20 protein-coding genes and 2 pseudogenes are annotated in these 22,274 nt (G+C 53.7%); 9 read left to right on the top strand and 13 right to left on the bottom strand.

From position 1 onward, the window contains the following. Nucleotides 1-72 precede the first annotated feature (72 nt). A complete protein-coding gene (locus tag PSTEL_RS16430; protein ID WP_038696935.1) occupies nucleotides 73-519 on the top strand; it encodes a MarR family winged helix-turn-helix transcriptional regulator in 447 nt (148 codons plus the stop codon). A gap of 114 nt (nucleotides 520-633) precedes the next feature. Here PSTEL_RS16430 and PSTEL_RS16425 read toward each other — a convergent pair whose 3' ends face one another. Together PSTEL_RS16425 and PSTEL_RS16420 are read right to left on the bottom strand one after the other, a co-directional pair. After that, nucleotides 634-1,392, bottom strand: coding sequence for an RluA family pseudouridine synthase (locus tag PSTEL_RS16425; RefSeq protein ID WP_038696933.1), 759 nt, complete (start codon nucleotides 1,390-1,392; stop codon nucleotides 634-636). Between the two features lie 3 nt (nucleotides 1,393-1,395). Next, entirely contained in the window at nucleotides 1,396-2,259 is an 864-nt protein-coding gene (locus tag PSTEL_RS16420; RefSeq protein ID WP_038696931.1) for a class I SAM-dependent methyltransferase, read from the bottom strand. Nucleotides 2,260-2,452: 193 nt separating this feature from the next. On the opposite strand from PSTEL_RS16420, the gene PSTEL_RS16415 reads away from it, so the two are divergent. Together PSTEL_RS16415 and PSTEL_RS16410 are read left to right on the top strand one after the other, a co-directional pair. After that, nucleotides 2,453-2,905 carry a flavodoxin gene (locus PSTEL_RS16415; protein ID WP_038696929.1) on the top strand — a complete coding sequence of 151 codons (453 nt, stop codon included), beginning with the start codon at nucleotides 2,453-2,455 and terminating at the stop codon, nucleotides 2,903-2,905. Continuing rightward, nucleotides 2,902-3,672: a hypothetical protein gene (locus PSTEL_RS16410; protein ID WP_052098579.1), complete on the top strand. Its 771-nt coding sequence runs from the start codon at nucleotides 2,902-2,904 to the stop codon at nucleotides 3,670-3,672. Before PSTEL_RS16415 ends, PSTEL_RS16410 begins: the two co-directional genes overlap by 4 nt. Nucleotides 3,673-3,727: 55 nt before the next feature. On the opposite strand, the gene PSTEL_RS16405 is transcribed toward PSTEL_RS16410, so the two are convergent. Both PSTEL_RS16405 and PSTEL_RS16400 read right to left on the bottom strand, forming a co-directional pair. Further along, nucleotides 3,728-4,582, bottom strand: a complete 855-nt coding sequence (locus PSTEL_RS16405; RefSeq protein ID WP_038696927.1) for a GNAT family N-acetyltransferase — start codon at nucleotides 4,580-4,582, stop codon at nucleotides 3,728-3,730. A 35-nt stretch (nucleotides 4,583-4,617) separates the two neighbouring features. After that, nucleotides 4,618-4,911: a GNAT family N-acetyltransferase gene (locus PSTEL_RS16400; RefSeq protein ID WP_038696925.1), complete on the bottom strand. Its 294-nt coding sequence runs from the start codon at nucleotides 4,909-4,911 to the stop codon at nucleotides 4,618-4,620. A 257-nt stretch (nucleotides 4,912-5,168) separates the two neighbouring features. Here PSTEL_RS16400 and PSTEL_RS27060 point away from each other — a divergent pair. Next, a pseudogene (locus PSTEL_RS27060) lies at nucleotides 5,169-5,318 on the top strand (oligopeptide/dipeptide ABC transporter ATP-binding protein); the annotation flags it as partial. A 171-nt stretch (nucleotides 5,319-5,489) separates the two neighbouring features. Beyond that, nucleotides 5,490-6,110, top strand: a complete 621-nt coding sequence (locus PSTEL_RS16395) for a 50S ribosomal protein L25 (RefSeq protein ID WP_038696923.1) — start codon at nucleotides 5,490-5,492, stop codon at nucleotides 6,108-6,110. A 141-nt stretch (nucleotides 6,111-6,251) separates the two neighbouring features. On the opposite strand, the gene PSTEL_RS16390 is transcribed toward PSTEL_RS16395, so the two are convergent. The 7 genes from PSTEL_RS16390 to PSTEL_RS16360 form a co-directional block, all read right to left on the bottom strand. Next, nucleotides 6,252-7,568 (bottom strand): nitrogenase component 1, encoded by a 1,317-nt coding sequence (locus tag PSTEL_RS16390; protein ID WP_038696921.1) that lies wholly within the window; start codon nucleotides 7,566-7,568, stop codon nucleotides 6,252-6,254. Next, nucleotides 7,552-9,069: a nitrogenase component 1 gene (locus PSTEL_RS16385; RefSeq protein ID WP_038696919.1), complete on the bottom strand. Its 1,518-nt coding sequence runs from the start codon at nucleotides 9,067-9,069 to the stop codon at nucleotides 7,552-7,554. Before PSTEL_RS16385 ends, PSTEL_RS16390 begins: the two co-directional genes overlap by 17 nt. A gap of 20 nt (nucleotides 9,070-9,089) precedes the next feature. Further along, a complete protein-coding gene (locus PSTEL_RS16380; RefSeq protein WP_038696917.1) occupies nucleotides 9,090-9,866 on the bottom strand; it encodes an ABC transporter permease in 777 nt (258 codons plus the stop codon). A 41-nt stretch (nucleotides 9,867-9,907) separates the two neighbouring features. After that, on the bottom strand, nucleotides 9,908-10,699 hold the full coding sequence (locus PSTEL_RS16375) for an ABC transporter permease (RefSeq protein WP_038696915.1): 792 nt from the start codon (nucleotides 10,697-10,699) through the stop codon (nucleotides 9,908-9,910). 279 nt (nucleotides 10,700-10,978) lie between these two features. Next, complete coding sequence (locus PSTEL_RS16370) at nucleotides 10,979-12,064, bottom strand: ABC transporter substrate-binding protein (RefSeq protein ID WP_038696913.1); 1,086 nt, start codon at nucleotides 12,062-12,064, stop codon at nucleotides 10,979-10,981. A gap of 284 nt (nucleotides 12,065-12,348) precedes the next feature. Further along, nucleotides 12,349-13,101, bottom strand: a complete 753-nt coding sequence (locus tag PSTEL_RS16365; RefSeq protein ID WP_038696911.1) for an ABC transporter permease — start codon at nucleotides 13,099-13,101, stop codon at nucleotides 12,349-12,351. Nucleotides 13,102-13,157: 56 nt separating this feature from the next. Then, nucleotides 13,158-14,243 carry an ABC transporter permease gene (locus PSTEL_RS16360; protein ID WP_052098578.1) on the bottom strand — a complete coding sequence of 362 codons (1,086 nt, stop codon included), beginning with the start codon at nucleotides 14,241-14,243 and terminating at the stop codon, nucleotides 13,158-13,160. Nucleotides 14,244-14,820: 577 nt separating this feature from the next. On the opposite strand from PSTEL_RS16360, the gene nifB reads away from it, so the two are divergent. The 3 genes and pseudogenes from nifB to PSTEL_RS28530 all read left to right on the top strand — a co-directional run. Further along, a complete protein-coding gene (gene nifB / locus PSTEL_RS16355) occupies nucleotides 14,821-16,176 on the top strand; it encodes a nitrogenase cofactor biosynthesis protein NifB (RefSeq protein ID WP_052098575.1) in 1,356 nt (451 codons plus the stop codon). 494 nt (nucleotides 16,177-16,670) lie between these two features. Continuing rightward, nucleotides 16,671-18,071, top strand: a complete 1,401-nt coding sequence (ltrA, locus tag PSTEL_RS16350) for a group II intron reverse transcriptase/maturase (RefSeq protein WP_038696909.1) — start codon at nucleotides 16,671-16,673, stop codon at nucleotides 18,069-18,071. Nucleotides 18,072-18,765: 694 nt separating this feature from the next. Then, nucleotides 18,766-18,861: pseudogene (locus PSTEL_RS28530) on the top strand (sensor histidine kinase); the annotation flags it as partial. Between the two features lie 400 nt (nucleotides 18,862-19,261). Here PSTEL_RS28530 and PSTEL_RS16340 read toward each other — a convergent pair. Continuing rightward, nucleotides 19,262-19,768, bottom strand: a complete 507-nt coding sequence (locus PSTEL_RS16340; protein ID WP_038696907.1) for a YbaK/EbsC family protein — start codon at nucleotides 19,766-19,768, stop codon at nucleotides 19,262-19,264. A 42-nt stretch (nucleotides 19,769-19,810) separates the two neighbouring features. Then, a complete protein-coding gene (locus PSTEL_RS16335) occupies nucleotides 19,811-20,245 on the bottom strand; it encodes a MarR family winged helix-turn-helix transcriptional regulator (protein WP_038696906.1) in 435 nt (144 codons plus the stop codon). 253 nt (nucleotides 20,246-20,498) lie between these two features. On the opposite strand from PSTEL_RS16335, the gene PSTEL_RS16330 reads away from it, so the two are divergent. Beyond that, entirely contained in the window at nucleotides 20,499-21,986 is a 1,488-nt protein-coding gene (locus PSTEL_RS16330) for an MFS transporter (RefSeq protein WP_038696905.1), read from the top strand. Nucleotides 21,987-22,274 lie beyond the last annotated feature (288 nt).

Genomic DNA, 22,274 nt, shown 5'->3' with positions numbered 1-22,274 from the left:
CTTGCAGGAAAAAGGAACTTAACAGCGAACCTATCTTATAACGAATGATTCGTTGGAAAGGAAGGAACTGCAGTGAACTCCTTTGAATTCAGTAAAATCTGGCATAAAATTCTGAAGGATTACAAGGTTCATATGGAGACCAAGCTGGCCCCGACGTTGACCGATGCGCAGCTTACCGTACTTGAGCTCGTACAGGAGCGCGGTGCGGCCAAGCCTTCCGATCTAGCCCCTCACCTGGCGACAAGCGCGGCGGCGGTGACCATGCTCCTCGACCGGATGGAGCGGGGAGGACTAATTGTCCGCGACCGGGATGCGGCGGACCGCCGGATCGTATGGGTAAGCATTACGGATCTGGGGCGAATGGAAACGGCCAGAGGTCTTAAGGTGCGGAGCGATTTCTTCGCCGGAGTGCTGGATCATATCTCCGCCCATAATCAGCAGCTGCTGCTGTATTTGATGGGCAAGCTGGTAGCTCCGGGCAATGAATCAACGACGTTGGAGCTGAGCAGACAAACCTGACGGAGTTACATAGGACGGAAACAGGCAAATACTTAAAGGGGACGTTCTCCGGATTCGGAGGAACGTCCCCTTTAAGTTTAGCTTGCATAACCGATATAGCGGAGTCAGCCGGCTTTAAGTCTCTTCGGAGACTTCTGCGAGTGACTGCTCCTGAATGTCTCTGCTCCACAGGCTCCAGGGAAAGGAGCGGGGAGGCAGGGAGACGAGATTGATTTCCTCTTTGGTGACCGGGTGCGGGAAGCCGACAAGCGATGACCAGAGTGCGATCTGCTGGCCGGGCTTGTTGACGGAAGGGCCGTATTTCTGGTCGCCATAGAGGGGGCAGCCGGCATGGGCAAGCTGCACCCGAATTTGGTGAGGCCGTCCGGTCAGCAGGTTGATCTTGACCAGACTGAAGCCCTCCGCCTTGGACAGCACCGTATAATCGAGCACAGCCTCCTTGGCGTCCTGCGTTCCCTGCCGCACTACGGTGACGGTATTCGTCTTCGCATTCTTCAGGAGGAAGTTGCGCAGCCGTCCGCTTGGAGCCGGAAGTTCGCCGTGCACAACGGTTAAATAGACTTTCCGGAAGCTGCGGTTACGAACATTCTCCGAGAGCCGGGAGGCGGCTTTGGATGTCTTGGCGAAGATCATGGCGCCTCCGACGGGCCGGTCCAGCCGGTGGACAAGTCCCATAAAGACATTGCCCGGCTTGTCGTACCGCCGCTTGATATCCTCCTTGAGCAGTGTCAGCAGGTCGGGATCTCCAGTCGCGTCTTCCTGAACAGGGATATTTACCGGCTTGACAACACCTAGCAGGTGGTTATCCTCATACAGGATTTCAATGTCCTGAGCAGGCTGGCCAGCGGCTTGTCCGCCGTTCTTGTCCGCCATGGGTTAAGACTCCCAGCGGCCAAGAATACCGCATGGCAGATGGAGACCGGAAGCCGTTATCGGCAGTCCGATTTCTCCCGAACTGATCGAACCGCCGTACCGGGACTTCATCGTCATCGCCAGCATATTCTCCAGAACCGTAGGCGAAATGCCGGTCGTATACGAATTGATCAGGAGAAAGAGCGGCTGGTCGCTCATAATGGACAGACAGCTTTCAAGGAAGGGGTAGAGGCTCTGCTCCAGCTTCCACATTTCTCCGCCTGGACCTCTTCCGTACGAAGGCGGGTCCATAATAATGGCGTCGTATTTATTCCCCCGGCGCTCCTCACGCTGCACGAACTTGAAGACATCGTCCGTAATGAAACGGACGGGGCGCTCGCCCAGACCGGAGAGCTGAAGGTTCTCCTTCGCCCACTGCACCATCCCTTTGGCGGCATCCACATGGACGACGGAGGCGCCGGCTGCGGCCGCGGCAACGGTGGCTCCGCCGGTATAAGCGAACAGATTCAGAACCTGGATCTTGCGTCCCGCACCGGCGATCTTGTCCATCATCCAGCTCCAGTTGGCCGCCTGTTCCGGGAACAGCCCTGTATGCTTGAAATTGGTCGGACGCAGGTGGAATTTCAGCTTGCCGTAGGAGATGCTCCAGCTGTCCGGTATGCTCTTCTTCATTTCCCAATGGCCGCCGCCGGAGGAGCTGCGGTGATAATGCCCGTGCACATTTTTCCATTGTGCCGATTCGTTGGCCAGAGGCCAAATGATCTGCGGATCAGGTCTCCGCAGAATGACGTCCCCCCAGCGCTCCAGCTTTTCTCCGCCGCCTGTATCGATAATTTCGTAATCCTGCCAATCCCGGGCCATGTACATAGTGATCCATCCTTCAAAAATTTTCATTTAGCCTATATTGTACATCAAATGTACGGTTCTTAACAAACCATTTGGACAAAGAGGCAAATCCGTGATATTAATGTTGACAATGAGAATCATTATCAATAGACTGGAGAATATCGGAGAAGCTGGTTGTTGAACCGATTTCTCAATTTAGGGAGGCGATCTTGAAATGGTCCGAATTTTGGTGGTCTATGCCAGTCTGACCGGCAACACCGAAGAAATGGCGGAGCTTATCGCGGAAGGCATCCGTCAAGCCGGCAATGAGGCTGTGCTGAAAGAAGTCCATGAATGCAATGCTGATGAAATCACAACCTATGACGGAGCGATTCTCGGCGCATATACATGGGGTGACGGCGAGCTTCCCGACGAGTTCCTGGATTTCTATGAAGAGATGGATGATCTGGACCTGAAGGGCCGTAAGGCCGCCGCCTTCGGCAGCGGGGATACCGGCTATGCTATATACTGCGGTGCAGTGGACCTGCTTGAGCAGAAGCTTGCGGAGAGAGGCGCCAAGCTTGTCCAGCCGGGACTTAAGATCGAATACGGACCTACATCCGCCGAGAAAGAGGAGTGCCGGCGCTTCGGACAACGTTTCTCTGAAGCCTGCCTTCCGGTAACATGATGGGCGCCTCCATGTTGGCGGCTGAGAAGCAGCCGGAAATCCGGTTCCAGCCGCTCCGCGACTATATTGTGGAACGGACGCTGCTTGATATGACCGAAGCCGAGAAACAGGCGGGAGCGGTCCTGCCGAAATGGCGGCAGCAGGTTCAATATACGGTGGGTCATGCCCTTAACGATTTCTATAGCCTGACACCGGAAGTCCGCCAGCAGACACCGATTCAGTTCATACTGGAGCATAGATGGCCTTCTCGTTCGAACGCTTTCTCCTCGCTTCTCCATTACTGGGAGGTCAAGAACAAAGTTATGGACTCTCTCATCCGGGCGGTCAGCTATAACCGCGACCATAATGTCATGCCGGTGAAATTGTACGAGGACTGGCATGTAGCCGTGCCTGAGCTGGGGATGGAATTATCCGTCATTTTTCAGCTGGTCTGGCAGATGCAGGGGGGCAGTGGCAAGGACGGTCTCATTATTCAGAAGTTCATGGCCTGCCGGTGCGAGGAGGTGGCGGAAGGATTCTATCATATGGTGAACGTCTTCTGCCATAAGGCGTATGGCAAGCCGCCCGAACGGGTAGAGCTCTTCCTCCTGATGGAAGGCGAGCAGCGCTGTTATCCCGGCGATTGTTACAGCCTGGAGTACTCGCTTGATTATTTGCGGCTGCTCTCCGTGCTGGATGAATCTCCGGATTCCGGAGCAAAGAGCCTTTCGGGGAACACGGGCCGCCGAGGGGCTGAAGAGGTACGCTGCCGTCAGCTCCTGATATGAAGCGGAATGACAACAGCCCCATGAATGTTTTGAATTCATGGGGCTGCTCTGTAATTTATCCGTTATAACGGTAGTAATCCTGCTTGTTGATAATGATAAATCCGCTGCTTTCATACAGCTTTAGAGCATTCGGGTTATCAAGGGCAACCTCCAGATTAATTCCGTTCCCGTGATGCCGCTCCCGGGCTATGGTCTGAAGGAGCGCGCTGCGGCCGATGCCTTTTCCTCTGAGCTTCTCATCGACAGTAAACCCGTAAATCCAGGTTTCGTTATCCTCCGTCCACAACCGAAGCTTCCCCGCTGCCTCCCCGGCATACTCAATGATAATATGCTCGGTGCCGCTCTCCTCCGCGATATCCTTGAGCATCTCAGCGGCCTCTTCAAGATTCATTCCGAATCCGCTGCTGTCCAGCGAGGCCAGCAGCGGGGTCTCGTCCGGCCGCGCCGGACGGAGGGTGATCTTGTCCTCCGACAACTCGCGCTCCAAGGCGCCGTTCTCCACAGCCTTGGATTCGTCCCATTTCATTTGATATTCCGCATGGTTAAGGACCAGCGGCAGTGTCCGCAGGAAAGGGGCTGCTGATGCCGAGGCCGCAGGGGCATTCAGCAAGATGGTTTCGGCTCCGATGCGGGAGATCGCTTCATATGCCTGCTTCCAGAGCGCGGTGAATATGCCCCGTCTCCGGTATCCCGGGCGAACCATCCCGCAGACTTCGGCTTCGCTGCCGAAAGGATAGATGCCGATAAAGCCAACAATCAGACCGTCCTCGTAGGACAGCCTGATTTCAGCTCCTCCACTTTCGGGACCTCTGCGCAGAGAATCCCAGTTCAGCTTCAGCGAAATACCGTCATATTCCTCGACGCGCCGCTGCAAATCTTCAATCTGTTCCAATGTTTCGATCGTTGTCAAAGCTATTCCTCCTAGTAAAACACACGGATACCCGACTATCCTCTTGGCGCGTTACTGCTCCATACATCCGAATATTCCGCATGTTTCTTGAATTGATGTGCCGCATATGAGCACTCCGGTACAATCTTCAGCCGCTCGTCGCGGGCCTTGTCCACCACAGCCCGCACCAATTGTTCGCCGGCTCCCTGACCGCGCAGATCTTCGGAGACAAAGGTATGGTCAATAACGAGATCCCCGCTGTTCTCATCCAATCTGTATGTAATTTCGGCCAGGTCCTTGCCTTCGCCGGCAATATAGAATCGTCCTTCTCCCGTTTGAATTTGTGTCATATTCTTCACTCCATTTCGGGTGTAATGTCTTTATTCTACTACCCAATTTTGGAAAAAGCGAGGACAAGCATGCCGCAGGCGGTATTTTACACATACATCACAACACGGGTTAGGTTATTTCGAATCACTTGTGTATTCTGCAGGGAATGCCCTAAGATTAAGACACTAACGCTGCAATGAATAGAAGCTGCTTCAGGAGGAATGTCTGTGGATTATGAAGTTATTGTTGAGTTTCAGCCGGTTTATGAGTTAAATAACTGAAGGGCGATATTCCCAGCCCGGTCAATCCGCCATCCGGCTGCAAATTTCATACCCGCTGTCCGTTCGCAGTGGAGCGCTGCAAGGCGGAAATCCCGCTCTTCCGCGACGCTGGCTCAGGGCACTATGTTGCGTGTCATATAGCTTGATTATTCAATAAATGGGATATAATTTAATAAATACACTATTTTGACTTTATGCGACTAAAGTGCTATATTTGATTCCACCACAGGCAAAACGGGTAATATAAGACTGATTAGAATACATATCTAATCGGTCTTGTGTTTTTTCAGTCCATACCTTAGGAGGAATTGATTGTAATGAGTGAAACAGTACGTTTGATCGAAAGAGCCGGGAAGCCTTCCGCACAGCGGAGACAAGGCCTCGTGCCAGTCGTTATCTACGGTGCGGGTTCGGAGTCTCTTTCCTTAAGTGCGGATGCTAAGACGGTAGACAATATTCTGAGCAGAAATCCGCGGGCAATTCTGAAAGCGGAAATCCCGGCTGCGGGAACCAAGGACGTTATCATCAATGAAGTCCAGCGCCAGCCTCTGACGAAGAAGCTGCTGCACATCGACTTCCATGTTATCGATATGAAGACCGAGCTGGAAACGAAGGTTGCCCTTCACTTTACGGGTACGGCTGAAGGTGTGAAGGATGGCGGCATCCAGACCGTAGAGCTGCATGAGATCGACATCCGCACGCTGCCGGACAAGCTGGAGCCGACGCTTGAGGTGGACGTCAGCGGCCTGGCGATCGGCGACCAGCTGTTCGTCTCCGACCTGCCGAAGCATGAAGGCTGGGAGGTACTGAACGATCCGGAGACGCTGGTCGTCAAGATCGCTCCGCCGGCTGTAACGGAAGAACCGACAGCCGAAGAGGGTGAAGCGCCAGCAGCGGTTGAAGAGGCAGCCGAGGGTACGGAAGGCAAGGAAGCCTGATTTCGTTTCGGCTATGGCTAACAATAAAAGAGCAGATCGTCCCTTGCTTCAAGGAACGGTCTGCTCTTTTGTATTGATATATGGGATGAACCGGCTCACGTTGTTCTTGAACGATAATCGGCTCTATACCGGTTGCTTTCATTACATAAAATCATTCAGTATGACCGAATAAATGTCCTCCGTCAGATGAAGCGCTCCGTCATAACCGACATAAGATTTGCTCAGCACCATTTGATTGGAGATCGGCGCAGAGATCGATAACTGATAAGCGTTCAGGTCTCTGGCGACCGCGCGCTCCCAGGAGCTGCCGAGGATGAGCGGGCGGCTTCTGAGCTTGAGCTTCCGTAATTCCTCTTCCACATAACCACCATCGTTGGAGAACACCGTCTCCGCCACAATATCGTTCGTAAATTTCGCAAATTCGGTTGTAACACCTTTCTGGTGCTTAAGCGGCGTATCCTCGGTGATGAACTGCTTATCCGGAATCAGTCCGAGGTCATTGGTCAGAAACCTGGAAATCCCGAGCGTGTACAGGCTGTCGCCAACCGTTGAGAACCGTCTAGGCAGCAGACGTGTCTCCAGCAAGGTATCGGCAGCTCTTTCCAGGTAATAGTAATACCGATTCTCTTCCTTCAGGATGACGCTCTCGACGATGGCTGGATCAATGCCGGCGAATTCGCCGACAGTTCTGAGGAAATTGGATGTCTCCGTCGGACCGATCGGCAGCACCGGGTAATGCAGGAACGGCGTGCCGAACTTCTCCTGCAAATGCTCGGCAGCCCGTAATCCTGCCCAAGGCGAGACTACCAGATTGAACTGTGCTTTCGGGATATCGCGAACGGCTTCAATACTGCTATCGGGGCCAAAAATCGTATTCAGCTTGAGCCCGATGGCGGAGAGCAGCTTGTTCAGCTGCTCGATATCTCCGGCCCAGAATGTATTCTGATAAGGAATTACCGACCAGAGATTGACCAGTCCGGGCTCAATTTCCGGCTGCGGCTCCAGAAACTGGTCGATAATGGCATCGAGGACCAGTTCATGCCCGACCAGGTTGCTTCCTTTGAATCCGCCAGTTTCTACATACACGATCGGCTTGCCGCTCTTCTTGAACTTTCGGGCAACCTCCCCAATATCGTCACCGATAATATCCGAGGTGCAGCCCGTAAGGACGACGAACAGATCGCCGTCAATGACATCAAATGTATTGGTAATCAAATTGCGAAGCTGATCTGTACCGCCGAATACCACTTCTTTCTCGGAGGCGTTCGTGCAGGGAATGGCGTGTCCTCCTACATAACCTGAACCCTGATGTCCGTTCTGGGTCCCGAGGGTTACCATCAATTTGGATACGCAGCCTGGTCCGGAATGGACAATCGGAACGGCTCTTTTAATGGCCAGCACCGATTCAAACGCTCCCAGTGCGCATACATGACGGATCTGTTCAACCGACTGAGACATGTTCGTCAACCTCGCTTTTCTCGCTATTCAGGAAAGTAAATGGATCTTGCTCATACCACCAGTTGGTGTAAGGGAGCTTGATGCGCTCTGCCAAGTTCTTGGCCAGACTGTTATTGGTCAGCGCGTCGATGATGCGTTCGCCGAATTCCAGCGTCCCCTGATAGCCGAAGGCGCTGTATTCGTCGCTGATCATGATTGTGGGAATGCCCAGCTTGGTGGCCCATACCGATTGGCCGGGATGTCTTCCGACATACAGGTCCGGCTGGACTTTTTTGAGCAAATTGATGATCTCATGATTTTGCTGGTCGCTGACACTGACCGGAATATCCCGTTCCTTCTCAGCCAGATCAAGTGTGCAGGAAGGGCAGCCGCCGTGGTCATGCTTCGAATCATAGTGCCAAGAGAAGCCCCAGACAACCTCCATGCCGAAATCCTCCAGCAGCCGGATATAGTTATGGGCGAAGCTCGGTCCCATGCCCACGACAACCCGCTTGCCTTGCAGCTTGCGCTTGATTTCCGCCAGTTCCGGCGCTGCAAGCTCCTTTTGCTCCGCCAGATACGCTGCCACTTCCTGCTGCTTCCCTACGGTCTCTCCAAGTCTCGTCAGCCAATCGTCAAAGCCGGCAATCCCGTGCGGCTGCAAGGCCGTTACATAGGGAACGCCGAATTTCTGCTCCAGACCGTTGCCCAAATATCCGCCCAGCGTGCCGCAAATGCTGATGGTGGCCGCGGCTTCCGACCACTTCTCCAGCTGTTCGATTGTGCTGAACGGTATGCCAAATTGCGGGACCAGCCCCAGCCGTCCGAAAATTTCGGTTACAATCTTCCGGCCGCTGGCGTAGAAATTAATGACATTGACCAGTTCAGGCCGCTTCTGCTCTGCAGGCTTGATGATCCGCGTCAGCAGGGCGTGGAAGGCTGCGTCGAAGCCGGAAGCCCAGATTTGCGAGCGGAAGCCGTCGCAAAAGACGGGAACGACCGGAATGCCAATCTCGGCTTCCGCGTCCTTCAGCGTGCGTTCTATATCATCACCGATAATGCCGGAGGCGCAGGAGGTGGTGACGAATATCGCTTTCGGGTTGAAACGTTCGAAGGCTCTGCGGACCGCGTCCTGCAAAATCTTGTCGCCGCCGAACACGACTGCATTTTCCGACATATTCGTATTGACGATTCTCACATTCCGCTTGTTGTCCACGCCGCGGATATGCTGGCCCCATTGGTAGACCGAATTAGCGCCCGCCACATCTCCAGCGCAGCCGACAGGCCCGTGATTGACAATGGCAGCATCGACGATGGAAGACAGATGGCCTTGGGCGCATCCGGAGTTGCAGTTGGTTGCCTGACTAAAGCCGCGGCCCGCATTCTTCAGGCAGCCTGTGCGTGATTTCTCCGCAAGATCCTTGATTGATCCCTGGTAACCGACGATGGATTTTAACCGTTTTTCGCGGATGACGGCTTGCGAACGGTTCAAATTAATTGGCTTAATAGGCTTGATAGACATAGATGTGAACCTCCTTTTGTTTAGTCAAGCTGCGACGCTTCTTTCCATACCAGAAAATGCTTCTTCAGTCTGGCGAACGACAGGTTGATAATAATGCCCAGCACGGTGATGAAGAGAACGATACCGTACATAAGCGGCAGATCATACCGGGCGGTCGAATTGATATAGTACCAACCGAGCCCCGTGCTGGCCCCGATTACTTCAGAGGCGATAATCATGAAGAACGAGAGCTGAGCGGCAAATTCGATGCCGATAAAAATATGGGGAGCGGTGTATGGCAGAATGACCTTGGTAAACAGCTCTTTGCGCGTCGCCCCCATGGAACGCGCCGCCCGCAGCAGATTGAAATCGACCTCCTTGGCTCCGGCCATCGTGTTGAACAGCACGGGCCAGATCGCTGACCAGAAGATGACTACTACCTTCTCCGCTGTTCCGATTCCGAAGAAGATCATGAATATCGGAATGATCGCGAAGGGATTCAGCTTCTCGCAGGTGCGCAAGAAGGGCAGCAGCGCTTTCTCGGTCGAACCGAAGAAGGTACCGAGTAAAAATCCTAGTGGAATGCCTAAGATCAGCGAAAGACCGAACCCCAGCAGCACTCTGTACAGGCTGATCAGCGTCTGCTGAAACAGTATACCGGAGCTCGCCGAGTTGAAGATGGCCATAATCGCTTCGCTGGGAGGCGAGATGACGCCCTCCGGAATGACTCTGGCGCCAGCTTCCCAGAAGATGAAAAACAACACGATAGGGATGCTGCCGACGCCGATACGTTTAAGCTTGCCTGTGGCGGAATTCATGGAATCCGTCTCATCCTCCTTTGCTATAAGATAAGATCACGCTAGGCTGCGGCTTTGCTGCTGGATTCCGGGGCTTGCCGCCAAGTGAGAATCGAGTTCTCCAAATACTCAAGCACATAATTGAGCGCCAGACCAACGCCCGCAACCATGATCGCTCCAAGATAAATCCGCTCGACGAACCCCATGCTCTGGGCATTGTGGATCATCCAGCCCATCCCGGAATCGGCGCCCATGCTCTCCGAACCGATCAGCATGAAGAAGCTCATGGTCAGACCGGTGCGGAGTCCGGTGATCAAGGTCGGCGAGGCGCCGGGGAGAATCACCTTTGTAAAGATCGTCACCTTGCTCGCGTTCATGGATTTGGCCGCCCGGATCAGCAGCGGATCGACATTCTGGATACCGGCTATGGTCGTGAACAAGATCGGCCAGAACGATGACCAGAAGATAACAGTGTATATGCCGCCCTCGCCGACTCCGACAATGATAACGAAGACCGGAAACAGAATATACGGCGGGATGCTGGAGAGAAATTTGGTCAAGGGCCGGAGAAATACGGCAAGCTTCGGCACGGCTCCGGCTAGAATAAAGCCTACAGGCAGGGCCAGAATCGTAGCCAAGATAAAGCCGAAGAACACTCTTTTGAGACTGATGGAGATGTAGAGCAGAATGTTCGTCAGTCCCAGGTCGACTCCGGTCTTCACGACCCGCGAGAAGGGCGGGACAAACACGTCGCTGACAAGGCCCAGACGCGGGGCAAGTTCCCAGATAATGATCACCAGGAAGAACAGGTAGAAGCTTAACAAGGCCCGGTGAACAGAGAGTAACCATTTCATCTGTTAGTCATCCTCCTTTTACGCTTAGTTGCGTCAGCAGAGCCGTCTCCTCATCACTCACCGCACCGAATCCAATCAGCAGCCGCTCCGGTTCGTATATGTCGATCAGAGGGGAGGGGGAAGCCGAAGCTTCCCGTTGTGGAAAATGGTGTCGAATGAATAGCCAAAACCCGTTGTTTTGCGAAGTTGCTAGTTCTTCCAATGCCTCTTTTACCTGGAAGTGCGAGTTGTTGACGTTTCTGAGCTAACATTAGCTGCTGCCTTACGTATGATGGCATTTCAGCCCTTGTCAAACTGGGTGGTGATCAGATCGTTGACGTGCAGCTGGTCCTTCTTCAGTGCTCCGTTTTTGACTAGGTCATCAATCCAGGGCTGGATCAGTTTGTTCGGAAATCCGTTGCCGGTGTAGTAATAGTGTACGGCATTTACTGGTTGACCGATATATTCGCCAGTCAGCTTAATTGCTTCTTCCTCATGCGCGGGGTTGACGATCCAGGCCTGCGCTTTCTTAATCGCGTTGACAAAATGCTGTACCGCGTCAGGATTCTCTTTGATAAAATCATCCGTGAAGTAGTAGAAGGTCGTACCTGCCGATTCGCCGAGCCCCGTATCCGCCGTGTCGAAAACTTCGATCAGTCCGGATTCTTTCGCCAGCTTGTAGAATGGCGGGTGGACGCCGACGATGTCAATGTTGCCCTGTTCGTTGGCCTGAAGGGCTGCTGTATCGCTTTCGAAGGAGACATATTTGATTTGATTCCGGTCAAAGCCCTCATGGTCGAATGCGTTGGATGCGATAAACGTTGTGCAGCTCGGAACGGTGCCGTTGATCGTAATTTTTGCTCCATTCTTCTTCTTGATCAGTTCTCCCAGAGTTTTAACTCCCAGCTTGGGGCTGACATAGTATTTCATATGGTGATATTTGTCATCCACATCAGGCTTCGGGTCAACCCCGCCGATCGTAACGCCCTTGATTTTGGCCCCGCCGGCGATATAAGTGGCGATGTTGTTGACATGGGCACTGGAGACGTTATTTGTTCCGTTCAAGATCGATGGAAGCACTTGGGCGGTAGTCAGTTCGCCGGTGTACTCCACATTGATTCCTTCTTCAGCGAAAAATCCTTCTTTCTCGGCAATTACCCATGGTGTGGAGGAGCAGTTGACCTTGGTGTCGGTCTTGATCGTGTAGACCTTCTTGCCGGACTTGGCCGGGTCGAAACCTGCGCTCTTCAGATTCGAGAGCCCGGCAGCGCCCTGGATGCCAATTCCTTTCTTCGTCTGACCGAAATAGCTGCCAACGCCGATTCCTCCGACCACCACGAGGGCGACCACAGATATAATTACCCATTTCTTTTTGCTAGTTGCCATTTTTTCACACTCCTAATATAATCTTTATAAGTTAAAATATAACAACTCTAACTACAACAACTCAACCTGATCACCACCTGCATCGAATAGTATAAAAAAGAGACTAAGCGAACTTCCGGGGGGAAGTGCGTTAGTCTCCAGCTAACTGGTCAACTTTTTAAATCCGATAAAACTTATGAGATTTATGAAATAAAGCTTATTCTATGCCTTTCTCAATTGTCAACGCATGAATATACATAAACCAGCTAGTTCGATAATTTGTAACTTTTATAATGGTTGTCATTTTATGAGGGATAGGACAGCCGTTTTCCCGCCGCAGACATAATTCCATCCAGAGCGATGGCCAGAACCGCGATAATCAAAACACCGGCGAACATCTGCACAATTTGATAATTAGCCTGCGCTGTATAGATCATGAAACCCAGACCGGAGCTGGACCCCATCATTTCGGCCGCGATCAGGAACAGCAATGAATAGCCTGCAGCCAACCGCGTCCCGGTCAAAATGTAGGGGAGGGCAGAGGGGAGCAAGATTTTGGCCGTCAGCCGGAAGCGGCTCAGCCCAAATGAACGCGCCGCTTTGACAATGTCTGCATCGGCATGGATAATGCCGGACAACGTGCTGAACGTAATCGGCCATACACAAGCCCAGGCAATAATCGTGACTTTCGTCAGCTCGCCGGCCCCCATGAATACGATGATAATGTGAAACATGACAAACGGATTGATGTTAGAGAACCACTCCAATACGGGTTCGATGGCAATACGGGCCTTATCCGACCAGCCGGCCAGGGCAATCCCGAGCGGCACGGCTGCAATCAGGGCAATGGCAAGTCCTCCCAGAGCGCGCCCCAGGCTGATCAGCACATGGTGAGCAAGCTCACCGGTTACAGCCTGTGAGCCGATGAACCGGACCACTTGAGTGAAGGCCGGGATAAACTGAGGGTCTACCCATTCAAACCTGACGCTGGCTTCCCACAGGACCAGGAAGGCGGCTACAGCGGCATACCGTTTGCCAAGCTTGGTTAACACATTCATTTGATTCCTCCCGACATTAGTTTTGTGGTCCGGTGACCGGCAGGTTACCTAAGTGTTCACGGAGAATCGGATGTCGCACCATGACCCGAATGCCCGGAATGTCCGGACTCAGTGTCTGAGTCCATATGCATATTGGACATGTGATCCATATTAGACATGTGATCGCTATGATCACTGGAAGAGGACCTGGGCACATCTCCTTCTCCCGCGAAGCTGCCGTTCGTTCGGCTCAGATGGGCTGTTGACGCGCCTCCCGCCACGAGAAGAAGCAGGACAGCCGCTAACACGGTAACGGAAAAATAACGGTTTGGCCTGCCCCGACGCTCCCGGGAGGCTGATTCCGTACTCCACACGGAGTCTTGAGGCTTCCAGAAAAAGAGATCACGCTCCAGCTTGCGCAGTACGAAGCTAAGGATCACGCCAATCAGGGAAATACATAGACCAACGGCAAATATAGGCGTCGTGGCGTATGGCGACGAATAGTAATTGCCGGACCAATGAAGCAGCCAGCCGAGTCCGGCCAAGCCTCCCAGCATTTCTCCGGCCACGAGTATAGCCAGCAGCAAGATGATCGACGTTCGGATTCCCAGCAAAATGGAGGGAGCCGCTCCCGGCAATATGACGCGCAGGAATAGCCGGGCAGGTGAGGTTCCCATGCTGCGCGCTGCTTTCAGCAGGTCAGCATCCATATTCTGCACACCGTTGATCACATGCTGCAGCAGGGGCCAGAATGCTACCCAGGTGACGATGATCAGCTTTGCTTTTTCCCCGATGCCGAAGAACAGAAGAAAGACCGTCATTAGTGAAAAGGGATTGACCTGGGCCATTATGCGGAACAGCGGGTTCAATCCTTCAGTCAGACCGGGCAGCCAGTATGCGAGAATCGCACCTGCCGGCACGGCCAGCAGCACCGCCGGTACTATGCCCGCCACCATCCGCCATAAAGTCGCTACCGTATGACCGAGCAGATGCTGGTGCTGCAGAAGATCGACGACCTCCTGCAGCACCGCGGACAACGGCGGGAAGTAAGTCGAATTTACTAGTCCGCTTCTTGGCAGAGCCTCCCATAGAATACAAATCAGGGCGATGCCGGATAGTCGCAAACCTGCGCGCAGCAGAACCGGAATATTCCTGGTTGCCATGAAAGGATAACCCCCTCTCCATTTCTTAAATCCTATTTAACTGATAATTTTTGTACAGTTTGATTTGTCTTTGTTTTTTTGTCAAGCAGGAACATCACTCGGTTGCTGAATGACTCTCGATGCTGCTGTTCCGCCTAGGATTTGTTAATTTCGTCGTTGACAGGTTCAGGAGCCCGTTCTAAAATAAGATAAAGTGTATGGGAATTATAGGATATAGGCGCGGCTGACCGACAACCAGGAAGCCGGATGACTGCATTGCAGCCGTCCGGCTTTTGCCGCACTGACGGACTGATCCGTATGCAGACTCTGAAGCTCCTTGAGAGAGCCTTCGGTCTGCTCACAGATAAGGCGTATTATCCTGGCCCGTGATTGTGATGGAATTCACAATTAGGCGTGGCGCATTTGGCGTATGGCGCTCTAGCGCTTGAGTCCGCGCAATTTCCGAGCCAACCGGTTCGCCGGAGGCTTGAGACGAATGGCATTTTGCCGTCCGTTTCAAGTCTTTTTTTGTCACTATGAGACATCATGCAGCTTGGGCTGCGGTATGTAACAACCAATTTGAAAGGTGGTGTTCGCGTTGCCGAACGAATCGCGCCATCCATGCTATGACGAAATGGCGCATCATTACTTTGCCCGCATGCATGTGGCGGTAGCGCCGAAATGCAATATCAACTGCAATTATTGCAATATCAAATATGACTGCGTCAGCGAGAGCCGTCCCGGGGTTGTCAGCAAAGTGCTTACGCCGCAGGAGGCCTATGACAAGGTGCGCAGCACGCTTGTGAGTCTGCCGCAGCTGACCGTGGTCGGCATTGCAGGCCCCGGCGATCCGCTGGCGAATCCGCGGGAGACGTTCGAAACGTTCAGACTGCTGTCCGAAGGTCTGCCTGAATTGCAGCTATGCCTCAGCACCAACGGGCTGAAGCTGCCCGATTACACGGAAGAGATCGTCCGGTACGGAATCAGCCATGTCACGGTCACGGTTAATACCGTTGACCCGGACATCGGGGCGGAGGTGTACCGGGCCGTGTCATTCCGCGGCAAGGCTTACCGCGGCAGGGAGGCAGCAGAGCTTCTGCTGCAGAACCAGCTCGAAGGCATCCGGAAGATTGCCGAGCAGGGCGTCAAGGTCAAGGTCAATTCCGTGCTGATCCCCGGCGTTAATGACGGCCATCTGATCAAGGTGACCGAAGCGGTCAAGGAGGCAGGCGCATTCTCCCACAATATTATGCCGCTGATTATTTCGCCGGGCAGTCTGTACGAGAAGGAAGGGCGAACCGAGCCCGCCACTTCGCTGACGCTTGAGGTGCAGGCGCGCAGCGAGGCGCTTATGCCGGTAATGCGGCATTGCCGTCAATGCCGCGCAGACGCGGTCGGGATGATTGGCAACGATATCGGCCTCCAAGCCGAAGCCGCACCGGCCCGGGAATACGATCCGGTGGCCCGGGAAGAAGTGCTTCTGCGGCTGGACCGCACAGTATCAGAGCGCAAGCAGCGCCTAACCAATTCGGGGGCGGAAGGAGAACGCGGCAGCATGCGCATCGCGGTGGCGACGCGGGGCGGGGGCCAGGTGAATGTGCATTTTGGCCATGCCCGCGAATTCCTCGTATATGAAGTGTCCGGTCAGGAGCAGAAGCTGCTGGGCGTGCGGCGGATTCAGGCGTACTGCAACGGCAAGTCCGATTGCGGCGATGCGGACAAGGCGTCGATTCTGGAAGAAACGGTATCGCTGCTGCAGGATTGCTCCATCGTCCTGTGCGCCGCGATCGGTCCCGGACCGTCCGAGCGGCTGGCCCGGGCCGGGCTGACAGCACTGGCGCGTAAAGGAGAGATCAGCGTACTGCTGGAGCAATGCGCGAAGTACCAACGTTACTTCGCTTCCATCTCCTGCTCTCCACAGGGAGCTTGTCCTTCTCCCGCGCAGCAACGGTGAATATTCGGTCATGAAATCAAGCGGGCTTCGCGGCTTAATCGGCTGCGGAGCCCGCTTGTTTGTGGTGCGCCCGGCATGGGCGATAACTCGGCGGTGAAAGTCCGCTACGGGCTTGGCAGTAGGAACTGTTAGCTGAAGGCAAGGGTGTCCGCCGCGAGGCGGAATCTGAAGGAAGCCGGAGGCAAACCCTCGGTCTGACGAACAGAAATCACATATAAGGCATGATGGGACGGACGAGCTTGCCACACAAAGCAAAGTCCAATACTGCCCGAATCCCATGATGTAAATGTGGCAGATAGATGAGGGGAAAGTTATCGCTCTTACCCGGGGAGATCTCACAGACGGGGAGTAGGAGAAAAAAAAAATCCGAAACACGGAGTAAAGCTTGTTGTGAGAGGTCAGCAGACGCCATAGTACGCCTGTTGCGTCAGCGGCAAGCGGAAGGGCTGAACAATCGTAAGTCTCGAGTACAGACTGGAAGGAGAACCGGTGCGATGAAAGCAGAATACCGAAAGGGCTGCCCTCAAAGGGATAGTGTGGAACACGAAGAGTATGCGGGAGTGCGGAGTGCCGGAGCTCGGGAAGGTAAAGAAAGAGACGGTGCAAACGATCTGATGGAACGCATCCTGGACAGAGATAATCTGAACCGGGCGTACAAACAGGTCAAAAGTAATCACGGAGCGCCCGGGATCGATGGGATGACCGTAGAGGCGGCGCTTCCGTGGCTGCGGGAAAACAGAGATGAACTGCTGCAAAGCATCCGGGAAGGGAAATACAAACCAAGCCCGGTGCGGCGCAAGGAAATCCCCAAACCAGATGGAAGTGGAGTGAGAAAGCTCGGCATCCCGACCGTCGTAGATCGGGTGATCCAGCAAGCGATCTCCCAGCAGCTGCAACCGTTATTCGAGCCACTTTTCTCGGATGGAAGCTATGGCTACCGCCGGGGTCGAAGTGCGCAACAGGCCATTCGGAAAGTCAAAACGTACGCCGAGCAGGGCTATGGACAAGCGGTTGAAATCGATCTGTCGAAATACTTTGACACGTTGAACCATGAGCTTCTTTTGAACTTGCTGCGCAAACAGATCGAGGATAAACGCGTCATCGACCTGATCAAAAAGTACCTGAAAAGCGGAGTCATGGAAAACGGGGTACGACGCGCAACGGAGGAAGGATCGCCGCAAGGCGGGCCGCTGTCTCCGCTTTTGTCAAATGTCTATCTGAACGAATTCGATCAGGAGATGGAGAGCCGAGGCGTGAGGGTCATCCGCTATGCGGACGACATTGTCGTGCTGGCAAAGAGCAAACGAGCAGCCATGCGACTGCTGGAATCCAGCCGGACGTACTTGGAGCAGAAGCTAAAACTTCAAATGAACCCGCAGAAGAGTAAGGTCGTCAGCGTCGTGGCGCAGAAACACTTTAAATTCCTCGGCTATGCGCTGGGAAAGAACGGGAACGGTGTGTACATTCGCACCCATCCGCAATCTCTCGCTAAAGCAAAGAGGAAACTGAAAGAGCTCACGAATCGAAGACAAGGCAGGAGTGCAAGAGAGGTAATGGAGAACGTAAAAGTCTACATTCGCGGCTGGCTGGGTCACTTCTACGTAGCCGACATGAAGCGAATCCTGCAAAACTGGAATGAATGGCTGCGAAGGCGGATGCGCATGTACATCTGGAAGCAATGGAAGAAGCCAAGAACGAAGGTACAAAATCTGCGAAAGCTGGGGATACCGGAGTGGCAGACTTACCAATGGGGAAATACAAGGCGGGGCTACTGGCGAATAGCCAGAAGCGCAGTATTGAATCGCTCTGTAACAAACGAAAGGCTCGTACAGGCAGGGTATTATGACTTCCCTGCCCAGTACGAGCGCTTGCGTCAATTGCACTCAAACGGTTGAACCGCCGTATACCGAACGGTACGTACGGTGGTGTGGAAGGTCGGCTACTCAATTAATGGGTAGCCTCCTATCCGATTCTGGCGCCGGAATCCGGAAAACCGCTGAGGTGCGAAAATGGTCATCTTCGCCGTGAAATCTGTCAAGTGATATCAGACGGTTATCCCCGAAATGAAAGCTCGTGTCACTCCTTGAAGCGATTCGTTATTTGCTAAAATGAAAGCGCAAATATTTTATCGTAGATAGGAGATTCTGACATGAGAGTACCCTCCGAAGAGCTGCTGCCCGTCGTACAAGAAAGAGATGGGATCTCTATGCCAAGAACGAAGAGGGGATACAGTTCGGGACGGCCCAATCTCTCCGGTCCTCCTTGCTCCTGTATGTGCTGGCCGGTTCGCTGCTGCCGATGCTGGTTGTCGGAATCCTCTCCGGCAAAATCGACAACGGCATCAGCGCAAGTCTGAGACAGGAAGCGCTTAATCTGGAGAATGCCATCGACAATCTGGATTTCGCTTCCAAGCAGTTCGAGCTGGATGGGCAAATCTTGGAGGATGTCCGCTTTTTTGCAGGAGAAGCTCTGGAAGCGGGATATCCGGTCCTCTCCGTAAGGTTAATAAGGAAATTATCCGAATGGCCGAGAATGTCACCGCCCCGGTGTCGTATACGCAGGTTGCCGAATTTGTTTTCGTTCTCAGCAATTAATCCGCATTTTCTGCATAACACCTTGAACACAGTTCAGTGGCTGGTGCGACTTAACGGACAGAAGGAGATCGACAGGCTGGTGACCCTTTTGGTGAGCTGTACGGAGCGCGCCTGCAGAAGCTGGAGAGCGAAACCTTTCTCAATATTATTCTCGGCGACGCACCCATTCAGCCGTTCGACGACTTTGTCGCTAAGTGGAAGAAGGAAGGCGGCAATCTGATCACCGAAGAGGTGGAGGAGAAGGTGAAGGCGGAGGAAGCTGCAGCCCAATAGATTGGTAAAAGGACGGAATCCCGCTGGCTGGGATTCCGTCCTTTTTGATCAAGCCAGCCGGGCAAGTTAGCCGGGCAAGCCAACCGGGTAAGTTAGCCGAGCAAGACAGCCAGGTAAGTCCACAGGGCAAGATAGCCGGTCAAGACAGCCGAGCATAAGTCAGCCAGTCAAGACAGCCATAGTAAGACAGCCCCGTGTTTGCTGCCGGGTTCTCACGGTCAGGAGGCTTGTCCGTCTTCTGTCTCGATTTTATCTTCCCAGTCTTTGCACACATCGACCCAGGCGAGGCCGCCGGAGTATTGCTCCAGCTCCGCGCAGGTCAGCTCAATCGCTGAGTTGGAGCTTCCGCAGGCGGGAAAAACGGTCTCGAAGCGCTTCAGCGACACGTCGAGGTAGACTTCAAGCTTGCGGGCAAGCCCGAAGGGGCAGACGCCGCCGACGGCATGCCCGGTCTGCTCCAGCACTTCATCCGGTGTCAGCATTTTGGCTTTGAAGCCGAACTGCTCCCGGAATTTCTTGTTGTCAATTTTGGCATCGCCAGCGGCGACAATCAGCATGGCGGACTCGCCTTCACCCTTAAAGGAAAGACTCTTCGCGATGCGCGCGGGAATGACGCCGATGGTAGCGGCGGCCTGGTCAACTGTGGCACTGGATGTTGCGAATTCCATGATATCGTTCTCTCTTCCGAAAGAACGGAGATGGGCTTTTACCTGCTCGATGGCCATGGGTTTAACTCTCCTCTCAATAATAGGCTCACAAAAATATCCTCACAAATCAAGCCTGATTTTCTGAAGCAGCAGGGTGAGCTGCTGCTTCTCTTCTTCGGTCAAATCCCGCGTCATTTTGGCATTGGATTCATCCAGTACGCGCTGCAGCACGGGCAGGAATTCCTCCGCCTTGCGCGTCGGGAACAGCAGATAAGAGCGCCGGTCGCCCGGATCTGTCCGGCGTTCGATATATCCGGCTTCTTCCAGCTGCTTCACCGAGCGTGCTGTCGTGGCTTTATCGAATTTAAGATCGCAGGTCAGCTGCTCCTGAGTCGTCCCGGGCGAATGAAGAATCGCTTTGAGGAAGCTGTATTGTCCGCCTCCGCCGATGTCGTATTCCCCTAGCGAACGGGACAAGTACTTCTGCTGGGATCGATGAATATGGGAGATCAGCCGTCCAATCGGTTCTTTTCTGAAGGTGTCGTTCGGGTTCATGGAGGGCTCCTTTGGTCTGAAGCAAACGTACGCCTGTACAGGCGATACATATGTGCCCCAGACAGTGGTGATGGTATAGAAGCAATACTATAGATGCAATACCAAAAATTTTACCGCAAAACAGTTGCGTACGCAACAAAATTGGAGTACACTTTGGAAGTCAAATGGTTGCGTACGCAACTAAATGCAAAATGCAGCCTATCATGTGCAAAATGCAGCCAATTATGATTAGTGCAGAAAACGGGGTGGTTATATGAGCTCGATCACTCGGGCGACCTATCAGGAAGATGCAGACGTGCAGAAGCGCCGCTGGATCATTTTGATTGTCCTTAATTTGTTTACATTTATGTCCACACTGGACGGAAGTATTGTGAATATAGCGCTCCCGGTGCTGTCCGGCAAACTGGGGCTGCCGATGGCTCAAGTGGAATGGGTTACGACCGGTTATTTGATGGCGATCTGCTCGGTCATCCTGTTCTTCGGCAGACTGGGAGACATCGCGGGCAAGATCCGGATGTTCAAGATCGGTACGGTTGTCTTCATTATCGGCTCGCTGCTCTGCGGCTTCAGCGGAACGCTGCCGCTGCTGGTCGCTTCACGGATTGTCCAAGCTCTGGGTGCGTCGATGACCATGGCGAACAGCCAGGGGATTGTGACGGATATTTTTCCGGCAAATGAAAGAGGAAAAGCGCTCGGCCTCATCGGCACTTTCGTTTCGCTCGGCAGCATCGCCGGTCCCAGTCTCGGCGGTATTATTGTAGCCAATCTGGGCTGGGAGTACATCTTCTGGGTTAACGTACCGATCGGTCTGATCGCCATTCTATTTGGCTGGAAGGTGCTTCCGAAGGATCTGATCCGGGTCAAAGCCCGCATTGACGTCTCTGGAAGCCTGCTGTTCGCTGTGTTTATCGTTGCCCTGTTCGCCGGCCTGCTGCTCGGCCAGCAGAGCGGTTACGGCAACACAGGCATCATCCTGTCGCTGGTCGTCGCTGCTGTATCATTTGCAGCCTTTCTGTGGGTGGAGCTCCGCAAGCCGGAGCCGCTGCTACAGTTGAATCTGTTCCGGAACCCGCTGTTCTCGGTCAGCATTCTATGCGGCTTCCTGGTCTTTGCCGCGAATTTCTGCTTCAATATTATTTCGCCTTTCTATACCCAGAACATGCTCGGTCTGTCACCGTCCTCCGCCGGTTTCCTCCTGATGCTGTTCCCGATCATGATGGTCATTGTGGCGCCGATCAGCGGGGCGCTGTCGGATAAGATCGGATCGGAACTGCTGACATTCGCGGGATTGATCGTGATGGTCATCGCCCAGTTTGGCCTGGCGCAGCTTCATGAAGGCAGTCCGATCACGCTGGTCGGATTATGGATCGCCATGCTCGGGATCGGAGGCGGCCTGTTTCAATCGCCGAACAACTCGCTTGTCATGTCGACGGTTCCCCGCACCCAGCTAGGCTCGGCCGGCAGTGTTAATTCGCTGGTCCGCAATGTTGGCATGGTCGTCGGCATCACCATCGCTACCACGACTTTGTTCAATGTAATGAGCGGCCTTGCCGGTCACCGGGTAACCGGTCTTATCCCGGGCCGTCCGGATATTTTTCTGGCAGGCATGCATGTAGTATTCTCTACCTCGGCCGCTATCTGTCTCGTCGCCGCTCTTCTGACCGGACTCCGGTTTCTCCGCTCCAAGCAGCACGCAGGAGCAGGGCAACGGCAGGCGGGCGAGGGAGGCAGCAGAGGATAAAGGTGACATGATTTTGGCGCATTGATGTATGGGTTAAGCTGATCATGCGGGATTGAACCGTGATGACGGAGCTTTTCCCAGCCTGTTCCGCCGGCGAGCGCACAGTCGGTCAAGTTCTACAATGAGACGGCATCCTCGTAGCCGGGCATTGTCCTGAAAGGAACGGATGGCGTGAACTATGTGCTGTTTGTCGATGTCACTTCCGGAGTTCCTACTCTTGGCATCCAGAAAGCCTAATTCCCGCTGCGGATGCCGATACGAATGCCTATACGAATGCCGATACGAATG

The sequence above is a fragment of the Paenibacillus stellifer genome (assembly GCF_000758685.1).
Taxonomy (GTDB): Bacteria; Bacillota; Bacilli; order Paenibacillales; family Paenibacillaceae; genus Paenibacillus_AQ; species Paenibacillus_AQ stellifer.
This window is presented reverse-complemented; position numbering and strand designations above follow the sequence as displayed.